Source organism: Echinicola jeungdonensis, from assembly GCF_030409905.1.
Taxonomy (GTDB): domain Bacteria; phylum Bacteroidota; class Bacteroidia; order Cytophagales; family Cyclobacteriaceae; genus Echinicola; species Echinicola jeungdonensis.
On sequence record NZ_JAUFQT010000001.1, the window covers coordinates 2,381,203 to 2,398,196 of the forward strand.

The following is a 16,994-nucleotide window of genomic DNA, read 5'->3' on the forward strand; positions in this document are numbered from 1 at the left end:
AATACCATGTCAAATCAAACTTATGATGCCATCGTTGTTGGCTCCGGGATAAGCGGAGGATGGGCTGCAAAGGAATTAACCGAGAAAGGGTTAAAAGTGTTGCTGCTGGAGCGAGGCAAAAACGTTGAGCATGTCAAGGATTACAAAAATGCTACCACAGCCCCCTGGGAAATCCCTCATAGAGGGAGAAATACGGTGGAAATGATAGAAAACCACCCCAACCTAAGGAGGGATTATGTACTCAATGAATTGAACCTGGACTGGTGGGCCCATGAAGATGAATCTCCCTATGTGGAAGAAAAGCCTTTTGCCTGGTTCAGGGGCTATCAGGTTGGTGGCCGTTCGCTACTTTGGGGCCGTCAGAGTTACCGTTGGGCGGATGTTGATTTTGAGGCCAATTTAAAACAAGGAATTGCCGTGGACTGGCCAATAAGGTACAAGGATCTTGCCTCTTGGTATGATTATGTTGAAAAATTTGCCGGGATTTCCGGAAATAAGGATGGCTTGGATGTGTTGCCGGATGGGCAGTTTATGCCTCCAATGGCGATGAACTGTGTGGAAAAGGATGTCAAGGAAAGGATGGAGAAACATTACGAAGGGAAAAGGCGATTGATCCATGCCCGGATTGCTAATATAACCGAGCCATTGCCCGGCCGTCCAGGTTGCCAATACCGGAATAAATGTTGGTTGGGCTGTCCTTTTGGTGGTTATTTTAGTACTCAGTCTTCCACTTTGCCAGCTGCGATGGCAACTGGAAACCTTACTTTAAGGCCTTGGTCAATTGTGAATAGGATACTTTATGATAAAGATACCCAGAAGGCTACCGGCGTAGAGGTTTTGGATGCTGAGACTATGGAAACTATTGAATATAAATCCAAAATCGTTTTCCTCTGTGCATCTGCCATTAACTCCGCCCAAGTCCTGATGCGGTCAGCTACGGATATTTGGCCAGATGGCTTGGGCAGTAGCTCAGGAGAGCTGGGACATAATTTGATGGATCACCATTTTAGATTAGGTGCCAGTGGAACGGTTGAAGGTTATGATGATAAATATTATTTTGGAAGAAGGCCAGGAGGCATTTATATCCCCAGGTACCGGAATTTGAATGGAGAAAAAAGAGACTATGTAAGAGGGTTTGGTTACCAGGGCGGAGCCAGTCGAAGTGGTTGGAGCAGAGGGCTGGCAGAAGCCAATATCGGTGGACCTTTGAAGGAGGCCTTGACTGAGCCAGGACCCTGGAGCATGGGAATGATGGCCTTTGGTGAAATCCTACCCTATCATGAAAATTCCATTAGGTTGAGTAAAGAGGTGAAAGATAAATGGGGAATGTATGCCTTGGTGATGAATGCGGAAATCAAGGATAATGAAATCAAAATGCGGGAGGATATGAAGAATGATGCCGCTGAAATGCTTGAGGCAGCTGGGGTGAAAAATGTTAGTGCTTATGATTCAGGATATACGTTTGGTCAGGGAATTCATGAAATGGGGACAGCCCGAATGGGTAGAGATCCCAAAACATCTGTTCTCAATGGCCAAAACCAAGTGTGGGATGCAAAGAATGTTTTTGTAACTGACGGGGCAGCTATGACCTCTTCTGCTGCACAAAACCCATCATTGACTTATATGGCTTTAACAGCAAGAGCTGCAGCTTTTGCTGTGCAGGAATTAAAAAAAGGAAACCTTTAAACCCAAAATATTATGGCAATCAATAGGAGAGAAGCATTAAAGCAAATGGTCCTGATGATGGGAGGTACCATGATAGGGGCCAATGCAATATTGACCGGTTGTACCCCAGAGGAACAAATCGAAGGACTGGATTTTTCCGAAAAGGAAATTGCTTTTTTGGATGAAATTGGGGAAACCATCATTCCTACTACCGATACCCCAGGAGCCAAAGCGGCAGGGATTGGAGCTTTTATGGTGATGATGGTAAAGGACACCTATAGAAAAGAGCAACAGGAAACCTTTGTAAATGGGCTTAATTCATTGAGAAATGGTTTTAAAGAGGAAATGGGACGTGATTTTATGGATGGCAGCAAAGAAGAACGGACAGCATATTTGAATAAATTGGCCCATAAGGCTAAGAACATGAAGGAGGATGCTCCGGTATACTTTGGCATGCTTAAGGACCTTACCATTCTGGGCTATTTTACTTCTGAGATTGGGGCAACACAAGCTTTACGCTATGTGGAAACACCAGGAAGGTGGGATCCATGTGTGGATTATAAAAAAGGAGACAGGGCATTTGCTCTATAAAGATTTTGAGGGTATAAATACCCTCCAGTAAATCAAGCCTAAAATAACTTATTATGAACAATAGAAGGAAGTTTCTAAAATTAGGAACATCTCTAAGTCTCGGGGCATTTCTTCCCTTTCAATATTGTAGTTCTGCTGAAAAAAATAAAACGGTTAAAATTAACCTTAAGGAAGCCGTAGATGGAACCTTGGAACGGATAGGTATCCAGCTGTATTCCGTCAAAGAGGATATGGCAAAAGACCCCAAAGGTACTATTGAAAAATTGGCTCAATTTGGATATAATCAGCTGGAAGGTTTTGATGGCGGACAAGGCATATTTTGGGGCATGAATAATACCGACTTCAAGGCGTTTACAGATGACTTGGGGCTTGACTACGCTGCCTCTCATGCCAATGTTTTTGAAAACTTGGAACAAACAGCTGAACAGGCAGGTGAAATTGGAATGAAATATTTGATTTGCCCTTATGCAGGAGAGCAAAGTAGTGTTGAAAAATATAAAGAGTTAGCAGTTAAATTCAATCAGGCTGGGGAAGTTTGCAGGAATAATGGGTTGAGGTTTGCTTATCATAACCATGGTTATACCTTTAAAGAGGTGGAAGGGCAGATTCCACAAGATATCCTCCTAAAGGAGACCGATCCTGAGTTGGTGGATTTTGAATTGGATATTTATTGGGCGGTGACAGCAGGGGCAGACCCTAATGAATATTTTGAAAAGTACAAAAATCGTTTTCGGTTATGCCATGTCAAGGATCGGGAAAAGTCCGCTCCCCCTGAGGAAACTGATGCTTCTATAGTGCTAGGAGAAGGAAGTATTGATTTTCGGGAAATTTTAAGGACGGCCAAGGAAAGTGGAATGGAATACTTTATTGTAGAACAGGAAAAATTTGATGGATTGTCACCATTGGAGGCTGCGGAAAAAAATGCTACTTATCTAAATAAATTAGTTTTCTAAAGGCCAAAATCAAAAGGTGATTATGTACCAAGGCTAATTGTATGAAATGGCTGACCAAAGTGAATGAGTAATTCTGAAAAGTCATTCTTCAATAGTTCACAGGAGTCACCTTTTATGTTTTCAACATTTAGGGAAGAAATAAAGGGGGGCAACCTTTAACCCCTAATTTCTGAAAAAACCTGTAATGTTTATGGTAATTCTTAAACATTACAGGTTTTATGTTGAAATGTAAAGGTTCATACTGAAAAGTTGGGGGTGGATAAAATCATACAACCTATTTTAGGGTTGCGTGGCACCCTAAATACCAAATCTATGCTTCGACTTGAAGTTTTCAAATCCTGACCGAATATTTATTCTTAAATAGTAAGTGTTACGCTCCCAAAAGATCCTCGGAGCGATCCATAAAATTGTGCCAATATTTTAAAAACCAAAAAGCCCGACTAGAAAGTCAGGCTTTAAGTGATCCCGCTGGGGCTCGAACCCAGGACCCATACATTAAAAGTGTATTGCTCTACCAGCTGAGCTACGGAATCGGAAATTAGAGAGGGTACGGAAGACATTCCGCGAGTGATCCTGAAAGGACTCGAACCTTTAACCTACTGCTTAGAAGGCAGTTGCTCTATCCAGTTGAGCTACAGGACCCGATACTTTGTGATCAAAGTATGAGTGAAGTCGGGGTGGCAGGATTCGAACCTGCGACCTCCTGCTCCCAAAGCAGGCGCGATGACCGGGCTACGCTACACCCCGAAGTAATATTTTTTTCTCCTCTTTTGGAGAATCAATTTTAATTCGGCACCTCAATTTTCCCGTAATAGGATGCATTGACCGAAATTTATTATTGGACTTTCTTCCTTTTTGGAAGTCCTTAGTGATCCCGCTGGGGCTCGAACCCAGGACCCATACATTAAAAGTGTATTGCTCTACCAGCTGAGCTACGGAATCATTTTTTATTTCCCATTTTAAGTATTATAAATACCAGTGGGATTATGTTTGACTCGCCATTTTCCTGAATGGAATGGCAAAGAAAGTATCATTTTTTCAATTTTAAAAACCCTTTTGGCTTTTATTTTTTAACAATTTCGACTTGCTTTTTGTTGTTTCTTTGTCGTAATTGGACTGCAAATTTAAGCGACCATTTTGAAAATGCAAAACATCAACAGAATCTTTATTGTAAATTTTATCATATTTTTCATATTGTTTTTGCAAAGTGTTAATTGTCAAGCGGATAGTGAAAAATTAATTTTTGCAGATTCTTTATTTAAAACGGGGAGCTTTAAAGAAGCTTATCAGGAGTATCAGAATATCCTCCAAGAGGATAATTCTTATTCCCCTGCCATGTTACTAAGAATGGCATATATTGCAGAAGGAATGGGGCAATTTAATGAAGCCACATTTTATTTGTCCAAGTATTACGATTACAATCCTAATTCGAAAATTATTAGTAAAATAAAATCCTTGACTTCTCAATCAGAGCTAAAGGGCTATGAAGTCTCCGATCGGGCCCAGTTTTTTAAAATACTTACCAATAATCAACAAACTATTACTGGGGTATTGGCTTTATTGTTGGTATTGTCGTTAATCCTCAATCTGAGTAGAAAAAACCAGGACCAACCCAAATACTATATACCAATTATGATCCTGTTGATCTTGGTATTTTTGTCCAATAACTTTTTAGAATCCCCCAAAAAGGGGGTTATTAAAGGGAATCCCACCGTCATCATGGATCAGCCCACTGCTGGGGGGAACTTAATAAAAAAAGTAGGCCCCGGCCACCGGGTAACCATTGATGGATCCACCGATATTTGGTACCATATTAAATGGGATGGGAAAAAAGCATATGTCAAAAAAGATAAAGTGGCAGAAATTTAGGTTTAAAAATCCAAGGGGTCAAAATGCCTGAAATGACCATTCATTTTGACCTTTTCCCGGGCTTTTTCTACCTCCCTAACGATGGGGATGACCCTTTTTAGATGGGTGATCAAATACCTGATTCTATCCATTTCATTTTCCATGGCCAAAAGCTGATACTCCTCTTCCAGGTTTAAGCCTAACACATGGGCAAATGTAAATGAGTTTACAGCAATGGTGTCCAAATCCACTTCATAATGCAAGAGCTTTAGCATTTCTTTCAAATAAAAAAGAAATTCATTATAAGCGACTTTGGATACTACATTATTGTCGACTTCTAAGAGATTGACTTCTCCACCAGCATAAAGTTTACCCTCAATTGGGTTCTCAAAACTTAAAATCCTAAAAGAACGGATGCCTTGGGTTTTTACATCCATTCTTCCATCTTCATAGGTTTTGTGAACTTCCAATAATTCTACTTCCGTACCATGGGATTTGAGCCTATCCAAATAAACACATACGCCAAAATTAATTTTTTGCTCAATGCAGTCCTTGATCAATTGTTTGTATCTGGGTTCAAAAATGTGGAGGTTCAGCTTTTCTCCAGGAAAAGCCACTAATTTTAATGGAAACAAAGGGAGGGTGACAGACATAGCCTATATTATTGTTCAAAATTTTCTCTAACTGATTTTACTTTAAGGTACAAAATCTAACAATAAATAGTAGAGATAAATGAGTTGAATTAATAAGACTACAGGATGGAAAGTAGGGTGTTCAAACATGATTTTGTCCCTTTCTTTTGTAATTAACCTTAAGAATCCGCAATTGCCCAAAAATAAATTGTTTTGATTGAATAGAATGAAAAAGCCCCTCCCATATGGTTGCTTTTCTTGTTTTTCTTTGCATTAATTTAATTCCTTAATTGGAAGTAAAAACACAAACTCCCTTTGCATCTTATCATGAGAAAATAATTTGGGTGGATCTCGTTTTTTTTCGGTTTTAAGATCTCTAGATTGCCCAATTTAGGAGTTGGAGTAGTTGTTTCTTATTCAAAATAATCAATTCTTCAAATGGTTAAATGTCTTCCTCTAGTACCCCTGACCAAGATAAAAACTGATCTCATTTTTGAGGGCTGGTAATTTTTGCCAGATTACAGTGGCATCATTTTCAATAATTGCTTTAAAGTCTAGCTCCCCAACTTAGGGGGAGCTAGGTTGTGCTCATGAAAGGTTTGATTATTTTCAATGAAATAGATTTAGTAAACTGATAATACCTTAGACAGCTATTTTTGAAATGGTTTATTCTTTCTTTATAGTGACTCTTCTACTCAGGCTTATGGAACCTCATATTTAGTTTTGAAAGTGTATCCCATTCTGGCAGTGCTTAAAGTACTTTTGGGTCTAGGTTTAAGAAAACCAATGTCTGGAAGGCTTCCGTCTGATTTTCTTGATCGGGTCAACTCTGAAGGGTCAAGGCTAATGAAATCATTGTCTGTGACAGGTATTTCGTTGGGCAAAAATGAATTATTGCTAATTTCACATAACCCTTTATTGACATTTGAAATATGTCCCGTCCTCCTGAAATCATGGGAAACATTATTCTTGAGAATATGCTCGTAACCAGGAACATTTACCGCTTCATCGACTGATTTCCTGTTCAGCATATTAAAATTAGAGGGGTTTTGATAGCCGGTGTTATTTTCCCATCTAATGCCACCAAGGTGGTGATTGGAATAAAACCCTTGGTTTAAATTATAATATGCAAGGCAATTTCGGACCACATGCATGGGAATTTTTTCTGGTGGGTCTGGAAATTCTGACATGCCATATCCTCCTGATTTAAAACCTGCCCCATTGCCTGCCCTCTCAAAAGTACCGGGCTGATAACCATTGTAAAAAGCCCAGCAGTTTTCTATTGTGTATGCGGCATGGGCATTTATCAAATCAAACCCATCATCGCTGTTATACCATGCCCGACAAGCTCTAAAAACATTACCGGTACTTTCTTGGTTTTTTGGGTGCCCACCAAACCCATCTACATTACCACCGACTCCCCCGTCAGAGAGGTAATCGTAATTGTTGTAGGCATCACAGTTGACCACAAGGTTGTCAGCTCCATTTACCAGGTAAAATCCTATTGCCATGCCGTCGTGCATGGCCAGGTTTTCATAAATATTGTGATTTCCTCCCTCATTTCTAAAGCATTCGGATTGGGTATGGCCGATTATGGTTACTTGAGTGCCAACCACTTCAAAATTTTCGAAATGAAGGAAGGAGCCGCTTACATAAAAAACAATAACTCGATTGCCCTCAGGTTTAACTTCAGACAAATCAAATATAGGCCGTTCACTCCCATAACCTCCATAATAAATACGGTTTGATTCCCCGGAGCCACTTTTATGCATATCAAATACATAGGCCCAGAGTCCATTGTCACTGTATCTCATAATTTGGCCCTCAGTGATTTTATAAGTTCCTCCTCGGATGAGAACAGAATCACCTGCAGAAGCTATGGAATGCGCTTTTTTAAGGGTGGCAAAAGGAGAGGTTTTGGTGCCACTATTTGAATCATCGCCATCAATAGCGATAAAATAGGTTTTTGAAGAAAGAGAAAATGCAGAAAACAATAGTAAAATTGTTATTAGATAATGTTTACTCATGAGGGTTATTTTTAAGCTATTTGAACCAAAGATTAAAAGTCGAAGCCCCAAAAGGCGGGAGAATGATTTGGGAAGTGTAAATCCCATAAAATCAAATGTAATTAATTGATAATCTATGACTATTCTGGAATGTGCTGAAGAAGGGGATGTTTCAAGAATGCTATGGTTTTTTTAGGGAACTTTAAAATTAAATTAGGTTTTAGGTTGTAGTCCTATTACCATAAAATATAAATGGTGTCGGGTCGGCTTAATTTATAAATTGTACTTTTTGTTTTTATAGGGTTTAATGGGAATGGTTATTTTCTACTTTTTAAGTAGGTATCAATTTTTAAAATTTGAGTATGGACACTATCTTCCCGGGTGGAGAGCAAAAAGCTCTTCAGGATCGACATGAGTTGATTCCTTTTTCTCCCGATAGAAAGTATTTTGCCTTTTAAGCCCAAAGGATGGGAACATTCAATATTGGGCTGGAGCTGAAGAGGGGTGGCCGGGGAAGCGGATAAGTTTGATTGTGATATCATGGTATAAAAAAAAGAAAATATATATGTCCTACCATTGAGCAATATTTGAAAGACATTTCCAGTATCAAAAAAAGCCTTCGATTTTTTTCTTTCCCAACCGGATTTAGATCATGAAAGTTATTGTGTGGGATGGTATTTTAATGAAACAGATGTTCGTTGTATGGTCAGGCTTCATGATTAATGATAGGGAACATTTAATTTGTGGCAGGGCGCATTTGATCCTGTAATTCTTTTTTCAGGATTAGTCAATCTTTTTTTGAATTGGTAAACTTATTCGCAGTTAATTTGTATATACATTTGGATATTTACGAATTAATGAACGGATGAATTATGGCACTTATTGACAATTTAAACTGGAGATATGCGGCAAAGAGAATGAATGGGGATAAGGTTCCTGAAAGTTCCGTCGACAAGATTTTGGAGTCCATCCAATTGGCTCCTACCTCTTATGGATTGCAACCATTTGTGGTATTTGTAGTAGAAGATAAAGCTCTTAGGGAAAAGCTTCAACCTGCGGTGTGGGGCCAGCCCCAAGTTGCCGAGGGGTCTCATTTGTTGGTTTTTGCAGCTTGGAAAGAGGTGACCGAGGAAAGGATAGATAGATATATCGGACATATTTCCGATAAAAGAGAGCAGTCATTGGAAAAACTTCAAGCATTGGGGGATAAAATAAAATCCAGATTTGCGGAAAAATCCAAAGAGGACCATTTTGTCTGGGCTTCCCGCCAAGCTTATTTGGCCTTAGGTACCGCATTAGTCGCGGCTGCCGAGGAAAAAGTGGATAGTACCCCAATGGAGGGTTTTTTCGCAGAAGATGTGGATCAGATATTAGAATTGGAAGATAAAGGTTTGGGGAGTGTCGCATTAATGGTCCTGGGATTCAGGGATGAAGAAAAAGACCTTATGAACAAGGCAAAAAAAGTAAGGAGGCCAAAGGAAGAAATGTTTTTTAAGATTTAAACGAAGAATCCCTCTAGGAAAATAATCCTGGAGGGATTTATTTTTAATAAATTTTAGGTAACCACTTTTTACCTTAAAGGATTTTTTTGAAGTTGCTCCAATTAAATGAAAAAGCCAAATATGATGTAAGCGTAAAATAAAACTTTACCCTATTTATGCCTTTTTGATAGTTTGTTTTCCTGTTATGGTTTGGTTTTTTGCGTATTTTTTGAATGATGGTTTTCGAATTAATAATAAAGTAGAAGTTTTAGTTGATAAGATTGAGAGGGGAAATAGGACTCTTTGGATACCCATTTGGTGAAATTTTAATAACTCATAACCAGATTGTAGAATGTGAAAGAAGATTCAAAACATTTTCGATGATAATAAATTGCAAAAAAACTAATAACTTAAACGCCAATTTGAAAAACATAAAAAAACCTCTAAACCTAAAATTTGAGAAATGGTATTTAACACTATAGACATTGTTGTCTTTGTGGCTTATTGTCTTTTGATTATTACCCTGGGGATAGTAGTTTCCCGGGAGAAAAAAGGCCACGTAAAAAATTCCCAGGATTACTTCCTTGCCAGTAAGGCACTTCCCTGGTGGGCAGTAGGAGCCTCGTTGATTGCTTCCAATATTTCTGCCGAGCAGTTTATTGGGATGTCAGGGTCTGGATTTGCCCTTGGGCTGGCGATTTCCACTTATGAATGGATGGCTGCAGCAACCCTTTTGGTGGTGGCGATATTTTTCCTTCCCATTTATTTGAAGGAAGGTATTTACACCATGCCACAATTCTTAAACCGGCGTTATGACGGTCGGGTAAGGACAGTAATGGCAATATTTTGGTTACTAATTTATGTTTTTGTCAACCTTACCTCTGTGCTTTACCTGGGAGCACTAAGCCTTGAAACTATCATGGGGGTTCCTCTTAACTATGGTATTGCAGGTTTGGCACTATTTGCCATGGTGTATTCCATTTATGGAGGGTTGAAGGCTGTTGCCTGGACGGATGTGGTTCAGGTTGTATTTTTGGTAGCAGGTGGTTTGGCTACTACATATCTCGCCCTATCGATGGTAGGCGATGGTAGTGTTTTGGACGGTCTTGGCTTATTGAGAAAGGAAGCACCTAAGCACTTTTCTATGATTTTCGAAAAAGGTGAATTAATGATTCCTGATGGAGTAGGAGGAGAAAGAGATGCTTATTTGGATCTTCCCGGTATCAGTGTGCTAGTAGGGGGGATGTGGATAGTTAACCTGAGCTACTGGGGCTGTAACCAATATATTACCCAAAGGGCATTGGCTGCCAAATCCCTAAATGAAGCCCAAAAAGGGATGATTTTTGCCGGGTTTTTGAAACTTTTGATGCCTGTAATTGTTGTGGTTCCAGGTATTGCTGCTTACGTAATTGTACAACAGGGTGGAGATTCCTCCTTTATTGATTCCATGACAGATCCAATTACAGGTATGATAAAATCTGACCGTGCATACCCAACCTTGCTTCAGCTGTTGCCTGCTGGATTAAAAGGTTTGGCATTTGCAGCATTAACCGCCGCTATTGTTTCTTCTTTGGCTTCTATGGCCAACAGTACTTCCACCATTTTTACGATTGATATTTACCGTCAATTTATTGATAAAAATGTCCCAGAGGGTATGCAGGTAACTATCGGTAGGATCACCGCGGTAGTGGCCTTTGTCATTGCTGCCATTGTTGCCCCTCAGCTTGCTACATTGGATCAGGCATTCCAGTATATCCAGGAATACACCGGATTTGTATCCCCAGGGGTATTGGCAATATTCCTTTTTGGCTTCTTCTGGAAAAAAACCACTTCCAATTCCGCACTGACTGCAGCAGCCTTGACAATTCCATTGTCAGCTTTATTCAAGTTTATTACTCCAAATCTTCCATTTTTGGACAGAATGGGACTTGTATTCTTGATTTTAGCTGTTTTGATGGTGATCATGAGTTTAGTTGAAGGAAAAGGAAAAGACAGTGAAAAAGCCATCGAAATCGACAAGGAATTGTTCAGCACTAGTTCTAAATTTAAAGTTGGAGCTGTTTTGATCTGTGGAATTTTGATTGCACTGTATACCGTATTCTGGTAATGTTAACCCGCTTTCAAGTGCGGATTCCTGAAAAAAATAAAGAATGGATACCTGTCAAATCAGGTATCCTTTTTCTTTTTATGAGAGTTCAAATTCATTATGGAAAAATTCCTGTCCTTTTTTGGGGAGGTGGTTAAGGCATTCAATATTTAGGAATCAATCATTCAATACCTGCGCCCGGTATGCAGAAGGAGTAATGCCTTTTATTTCTTTAAACTGCCTATTGAAATTGGTTATATTTCTATAACCGCAATCATGAAATATCTGAGATACAAAAAGGTTTTTATCCTTAAGTAATTTACAGGCATGAGCTATCCGGATTTCCTTTAAGAATTTAGAAAAGGATTTTTTTGTGTTTAACTTAAAAAATCGACGGAAATTTGATTCACTCATTTTGGCCAGCCCTGCAATATCCTCCAACTTGATGTTTTCTTGAAAATGGTTAAAAGTATATTCCATTATTTCATCAATTATTCCTTTTGAATCAAAAGAATTGATATGCTCATGGGTCAGTATGGAGTTTTTGGTTTTAATGCTGATGGAGTTTAAAATAGCCAGTAATCTGGACATGTGGTCAAAGCCTTCTGCATCTTCTAACCCTTTTATTTTTTCAATAAGGGAAGTATCAAGCTCATAATTTACAGATAAAGCCTGTTTCAGGTTGATCAATTTTTTGATTTGAGCCAATTCAGGAATATTTAAAAAAGAGTTTCCAAAAATACTTTTATCAAATTGGATGACAACCACGGTACAAAAAAGGTCCTCGTTTGCCTTTCGAAACCAATGAGGGACATTGGAACCAATGTAAAAAAGGTCTCCCTCAGAAAATTCCCCGACAAAATCACCTATAATGGCAGTGCCATATCCTTTTTTAATGTATAGGATTTCGTTTTCCAAATGCCTGTGCCAGGGGGTCTCAAATAAAGGTGTACTAAAGGTGACAGAGACAAAGGACTTAAATTCTTGCTTGGGGAGCTTCTGTACAAAGGGTTTCATGAAAGGTCCAGTGAAATAAGAGCCAGATTATAGAAGATTATACTCTTTGATTAGGATATTGATCAAAGAGTATTATAATTTAATCAAATAATGTAAGTTGGAGCAAGCTTTTTCCTCGAAATTTGTTTTAGAAGAAAGTTAGAGTGATGGTCAAGCATTGCTAGATTATAAGAAATTTGATATCTATAACCCAAAATATTTCATGAGACGATTGTTGATCGGATATGATATTGGGAGTTCTTCGGTTAAGACTACTTTATTGGATGCAGATACCGGTAAAGTTGTGGCCGCCGAAGGTCAACCTAAAGTAGAAATGCCCATCCATTCTCCTGAGAAGAATTGGGCAGAGCAAGACCCTATGATGTGGTGGAAATACCTAAAGGAAACCACTAGAGCTGTTATGGACCGTGGGGGAGTTCAAAGGGGGGAATTGAAAGGAATAGGGATTTCCTACCAGATGCACGGATTGGTGATGGTAGATGAAAAACAAGAGGTCATTCGTCCTGCCATCATTTGGTGTGATAGCAGGGCTGTAGATATAGGGAATCAAGCATTTTCAGGATTGGGAGAGGAGTATTGCCTTTCCAAATTATTGAATTCCCCAGGTAATTTTACTGCTTCAAAATTGAAGTGGGTGAAGGAAAACGAACCTGAAAATTATTCGAAGATCCATAAAATCATGTTGCCCGGAGATTTTATTGCCATGAAATTGACCGGAGAAATCCTAACTTCCGAAACAGGGCTTTCCGAAGGGGTCTTTTGGGATTTTTCAAAAAATGCTGTTTCTGAAGATCTTTTAAACTACTATGGGATTGATAAAAGATTGTTAGCCGATGCAGTGCCTTCTTTTTCTGAGCAAGGAAAAGTGAGTGCTTCTGCTGCAGAAGAGTTGGGAATGGAAACAGGCGTTCCAGTAACCTACCGTGGAGGAGACCAGCCTAACAATGCTTTATCATTGAATGTTTTGGAGGCCGGAGAGCTGGCCACTACAGCTGGAACATCAGGAACTGTTTATGGGGTTAGTGATCAAGTGGTTTATGACCCCAAATCCCGTGTTAATACCTTTTTGCATGTAAATCATCAGACGGATAATCCCCGATATGGGGTTTTATTGTGTGTCAATGGGACCGGAATCCTTAACAGTTGGCTGAAAAGGTTGCTTGGTGGAGAATCCATTGGATACGAACAGATGAATGATTGGGCTTCTGAGGTTCCCGTTGGTGCAGAGGGTTTGAGTTTTATTCCATTTGGGAATGGAGCAGAAAGAATCATGGAAAATAAATCCGTTGATGCCCATCTTAATGGCCTTAATTTGCTGAAACATGGTAGAGGCCATGTCCTAAGGGCAGGGCAGGAAGGAATTGTAAGTGCCTTGACCTATGGGTTCAATATCATGAAGGATATGGGATTAAACCTGAATCTTGTAAAAGCAGGGAAAGCCAATATGTTTTTAAGTCCACTTTTCAGGGAGGCTTTTGTCAATATGAATGAAGTTAATCTGGAACTTTATGATACGGATGGAGCTCAAGGTGCGGCCCGGGGGGCAGGAATAGGTGCGGGAATTTATGCCAATCCTAAGGAAGCTTTCTCCGGATTGGAAAAATTGGCCTTCTTTGAGCCAGACGCTAAACTAGTCCAACAATATAAAGAAGTCTACCAAAGGTGGGAAAGTTATTTGGCCAAATTTATAAGCCAAGAAGTCCCTCAGGTGTAAAAAAAAACACACACACAATAATTCCCATAATCGAAAATTAATTTCATTTGAATATGTCAAAATCTTATTTTCCAAACATCAAAGAAATCAAATATGAAGGAAAGGATTCCAAAAATCCATTTGCCTTTAAATATTATGATGAAAACCGCGTAGTGGCGGGAAAGACCATGCGGGAGCATTTTAAGTTTGCTATAGCCTATTGGCACTCTTTCAATAATACAGGTAATGATCCATTTGGGCCTGGGACCATCACCCATGAGTGGGACAAAGCAGAAGATCCTATCCAAAGAGCCAAAGACAAAATGGATGCAGCCTTTGAATTTATCTCAAAAATTGGTGCTCCATATTATTGCTTTCATGACGTTGACCTTATTGACGAAGGTGAAACTATTGAAGAGTATGAATCCAGGATGAAAACCATCGTAGAATATGCCAAGCAAAAACAAGCTGAAACGGGCATAAAGCTACTATGGGGAACTGCTAATGTATTTAGCCATCCAAGGTATATGAATGGGGCATCCACCAATCCTGATTTTGACGTAGTTTCCAGGGCGGCCACACAGGTGAAAAATTCCATTGATGCTACTATTGCTTTGGGTGGAGAAAATTATGTTTTCTGGGGAGGCCGAGAAGGTTATATGTCCCTTCTGAATACGGACATGAAGCGGGAAACTGAACATTTGGCCCAATTCCTGACCATGGCCAGGGATTATGGAAGAAAAAATGGGTTCAAGGGTAACTTCCTGATCGAACCAAAACCCATGGAACCTACCAAACATCAATATGATTATGATGCTGCTACAGTAGTCGGTTTCTTGAGACATTATGGCCTTGACAAAGATTTTAAACTTAACATCGAGGTAAATCATGCCACCTTGGCCGGGCATACCTTCCAGCATGAACTTCAGGTTTCTGCTGACGCAGGTCTTTTGGGCAGCATTGATGCCAATAGAGGAGATTACCAAAATGGTTGGGATACCGACCAGTTTGCTTTGAACCTACAGGAACTTACAGAAGCCCAATTGGTGATTTTGGAATCTGGAGGAATTCAAGGTGGAGGTGTAAACTTTGATGCCAAAATCAGAAGAAACTCTACTGACCTTGATGATCTTTTCCATGCGCATATTGGTAGTATGGATGCATTTGCCCGCTCTTTATTGATTGCTAATGATATCCTTGAAAAGTCTTCCTACAAAAAATGGAGACAGGAAAGATATGCATCTTTTGATACAGGAAATGGAAAAGCCTTTGAGGAAGGGAAATTGAGCCTGGAGGATCTTAGAGACCATGCACTTTTCAATGGTGAACCTCAACAGCGAAGTGGAAAACAGGAAATGTATGAAAATGTATTGAATCAATACATTTAATAAAAATAATAAATCTCCTCATTTGAGGGGAAGTCAAATGAACCCCTAGTTGAAAAAAGCCGGCAATTAATTTTGCCGGCTTTTGAAGTTTAATAGGATGTTAGTGTTATTTCTGGTTGAACTGATAGTAAGCATCGCTCCATTTCAGTTCGTTTTGTAAGCTTCTTAAGTTGGTGTCCTTATCGATATGGACACTTTCAATTCCTGCCATGGTGGCAAAATCATTCAGGTGCTCTGAAGTCAGATTTTGGCTGAAGCAAGTATGGTGTGCTCCACCAGCCAGTATCCAAGCTGCACAACCTGTTTTCATATCAGGAAGTGGTTTCCACATTACCCTTGCAACAGGCAAATTTGGAAGGTCTTCAATAGGCCTTACCGCTTCCACATCATTCACAATCAGACGGAACCTATTGCCCATATCCACGATAGAAGCATTCAGGCCATTCCCTCCAGTGCCATTAAATACCAACCTTACAGGATCCTCTTTTCCACCAATGCCCAATGGATGTACTTCTACGTTTGGCTTATCATTGGTTAGGGTAGGATCTACCTCAAGCATGTGAGATCCCAAAACAAGGCTGTTGTTTGGATCAAAGTGGTAAGTGTAATCTTCCATAAAGGCATTTCCACCTTCAAGCCCTGAAGCCATTACTTTCATTGCTCTTACCAAAGCAGCTGTTTTCCAGTCACCTTCACCAGCATAACCGAAACCATCAGCCATTAACCTTTGGGTAGCAATACCCGGCAACTGCTTCATGCCATGGAGGTCTTCGAATGTATTGGAGAAACCTTTGAACCCTCCTTCTACAAGGAAGTGACGCATTCCCAATTCGATTTTGGCTGCATCCAAAAGGGATTGTCTTTTGTCCCCATTAGCATGAAGGTTATCAGAAAGTGTATAGGTGGCTTCATATTCATCGATCAGCTCCTTAAGCTGGGCATCGGTCACCGCATTGATCCTCTCTACCAAGTCACCAACAGCAAATGTGTTTACAGAAAAACCAAAGCGAAGTTCTGCTTCTACTTTGTCCCCGTCTGTTACGGCTACATTTCGCATGTTGTCTCCAAAGCGGGCGATTTTGGCTCCCTGCCAATCATGCCATCCGCTGGCAGCTCTGGCCCAAACATCAATTTGTTGATGTACCTCAGGATCTTTCCAATGACCTACAACCACCTTCCTGTTGACCTTCATTCTTGCGGCCATAAAACCAAATTCACGGTCACCATGAGCACTTTGGTTCAGGTTCATAAAGTCCATATCAATGGAATTCCATGGGATATCCTGGTTGAACTGGGTGTGAAGGTGAAGCAAAGGCTTTTGCAAGATTTTCAAACCTGTTACCCACATTTTGGCAGGAGAGAAAGTGTGCATCCAAGTGATCACCCCAATACAGTTAGGGGCTTGATTTGCTTCCTGGATTACCGAAGAAATTTCTTCCGTAGTTTTAACAATCGGCTTAAATACGGTGCTTACTGCAATTTTATCAGAAGCATTTAGCTCCTTGGCAATGATTTGGGAATGTTCGGCTACTTGACGGAGGGTTTCCTCACCATAAAGGTGCTGGCTCCCCGTGATAAACCAAACCTCGTTTTCTTTTAAATTTTTCATATTAATAAAACCTCTAAATTGTTTT

General features: G+C 39.9%; 12 protein-coding genes and 4 tRNA genes. 8 read left to right on the forward strand and 8 right to left on the reverse strand.

Translation table 11 applies throughout. The features are described 5' to 3' along the window. The first annotated feature begins 6 nt into the window (after positions 1 to 6). From QWY93_RS09810 to QWY93_RS09820, 3 genes are read left to right on the forward strand one after another with little or no spacing between them, the layout of a single operon-like run. Positions 7 to 1,686, forward strand: coding sequence for a GMC oxidoreductase (locus QWY93_RS09810; protein ID WP_290248053.1), 1,680 nt, complete (start codon positions 7 to 9; stop codon positions 1,684 to 1,686). Positions 1,687 to 1,698: 12 nt separating this feature from the next. Then, complete coding sequence (locus QWY93_RS09815; RefSeq protein WP_290248054.1) at positions 1,699 to 2,256, forward strand: gluconate 2-dehydrogenase subunit 3 family protein; 558 nt, start codon at positions 1,699 to 1,701, stop codon at positions 2,254 to 2,256. A 53-nt stretch (positions 2,257 to 2,309) separates the two neighbouring features. Next, on the forward strand, positions 2,310 to 3,209 hold the full coding sequence (locus QWY93_RS09820; protein ID WP_290248055.1) for a sugar phosphate isomerase/epimerase family protein: 900 nt from the start codon (positions 2,310 to 2,312) through the stop codon (positions 3,207 to 3,209). A 460-nt stretch (positions 3,210 to 3,669) separates the two neighbouring features. Here QWY93_RS09820 and QWY93_RS09825 read toward each other — a convergent pair. From QWY93_RS09825 to QWY93_RS09840, 4 genes are all read right to left on the reverse strand, one after another. After that, positions 3,670 to 3,742, reverse strand: a tRNA-Lys gene (locus QWY93_RS09825). 35 nt (positions 3,743 to 3,777) lie between these two features. After that, positions 3,778 to 3,851: transfer RNA gene (locus QWY93_RS09830), tRNA-Arg, on the reverse strand. Between the two features lie 30 nt (positions 3,852 to 3,881). After that, positions 3,882 to 3,956: transfer RNA gene (locus QWY93_RS09835), tRNA-Pro, on the reverse strand. A gap of 122 nt (positions 3,957 to 4,078) precedes the next feature. Continuing rightward, a tRNA-Lys gene (locus QWY93_RS09840) sits at positions 4,079 to 4,151 on the reverse strand. Between the two features lie 201 nt (positions 4,152 to 4,352). Here QWY93_RS09840 and QWY93_RS09845 point away from each other — a divergent pair. After that, complete coding sequence (locus tag QWY93_RS09845) at positions 4,353 to 5,078, forward strand: SH3 domain-containing protein (RefSeq protein WP_290248056.1); 726 nt, start codon at positions 4,353 to 4,355, stop codon at positions 5,076 to 5,078. A 2-nt stretch (positions 5,079 to 5,080) separates the two neighbouring features. Here QWY93_RS09845 and QWY93_RS09850 read toward each other — a convergent pair whose 3' ends face one another. Continuing rightward, a complete protein-coding gene (locus QWY93_RS09850; RefSeq protein ID WP_290248057.1) occupies positions 5,081 to 5,710 on the reverse strand; it encodes an LON peptidase substrate-binding domain-containing protein in 630 nt (209 codons plus the stop codon). Between the two features lie 680 nt (positions 5,711 to 6,390). Further along, entirely contained in the window at positions 6,391 to 7,716 is a 1,326-nt protein-coding gene (locus QWY93_RS09855) for a right-handed parallel beta-helix repeat-containing protein (RefSeq protein WP_290248058.1), read from the reverse strand. Between the two features lie 851 nt (positions 7,717 to 8,567). On the opposite strand from QWY93_RS09855, the gene QWY93_RS09860 reads away from it, so the two are divergent. Both QWY93_RS09860 and QWY93_RS09865 read left to right on the forward strand, forming a co-directional pair. Beyond that, positions 8,568 to 9,197 (forward strand): nitroreductase family protein, encoded by a 630-nt coding sequence (locus tag QWY93_RS09860; RefSeq protein WP_290248059.1) that lies wholly within the window; start codon positions 8,568 to 8,570, stop codon positions 9,195 to 9,197. Positions 9,198 to 9,639: 442 nt separating this feature from the next. Beyond that, on the forward strand, positions 9,640 to 11,283 hold the full coding sequence (locus tag QWY93_RS09865) for a sodium/sugar symporter (protein ID WP_290248060.1): 1,644 nt from the start codon (positions 9,640 to 9,642) through the stop codon (positions 11,281 to 11,283). Between the two features lie 156 nt (positions 11,284 to 11,439). On the opposite strand, the gene QWY93_RS09870 is transcribed toward QWY93_RS09865, so the two are convergent. Then, positions 11,440 to 12,279, reverse strand: coding sequence for an AraC family transcriptional regulator (locus tag QWY93_RS09870; RefSeq protein WP_290248061.1), 840 nt, complete (start codon positions 12,277 to 12,279; stop codon positions 11,440 to 11,442). A 202-nt stretch (positions 12,280 to 12,481) separates the two neighbouring features. Between QWY93_RS09870 and QWY93_RS09875 the strand changes: the two genes are divergently transcribed. Further along, entirely contained in the window at positions 12,482 to 13,993 is a 1,512-nt protein-coding gene (locus QWY93_RS09875; RefSeq protein ID WP_290248063.1) for a xylulokinase, read from the forward strand. A gap of 53 nt (positions 13,994 to 14,046) precedes the next feature. Beyond that, positions 14,047 to 15,360 carry a xylose isomerase gene (gene xylA / locus QWY93_RS09880; RefSeq protein WP_290248064.1) on the forward strand — a complete coding sequence of 438 codons (1,314 nt, stop codon included), beginning with the start codon at positions 14,047 to 14,049 and terminating at the stop codon, positions 15,358 to 15,360. A 106-nt stretch (positions 15,361 to 15,466) separates the two neighbouring features. Here the strand turns inward: xylA and araA are convergent, their stop codons facing one another. Then, positions 15,467 to 16,969 carry an L-arabinose isomerase gene (gene araA, locus QWY93_RS09885; RefSeq protein ID WP_290248066.1) on the reverse strand — a complete coding sequence of 501 codons (1,503 nt, stop codon included), beginning with the start codon at positions 16,967 to 16,969 and terminating at the stop codon, positions 15,467 to 15,469. Between the last annotated feature and the right edge of the window lie 25 nt (positions 16,970 to 16,994).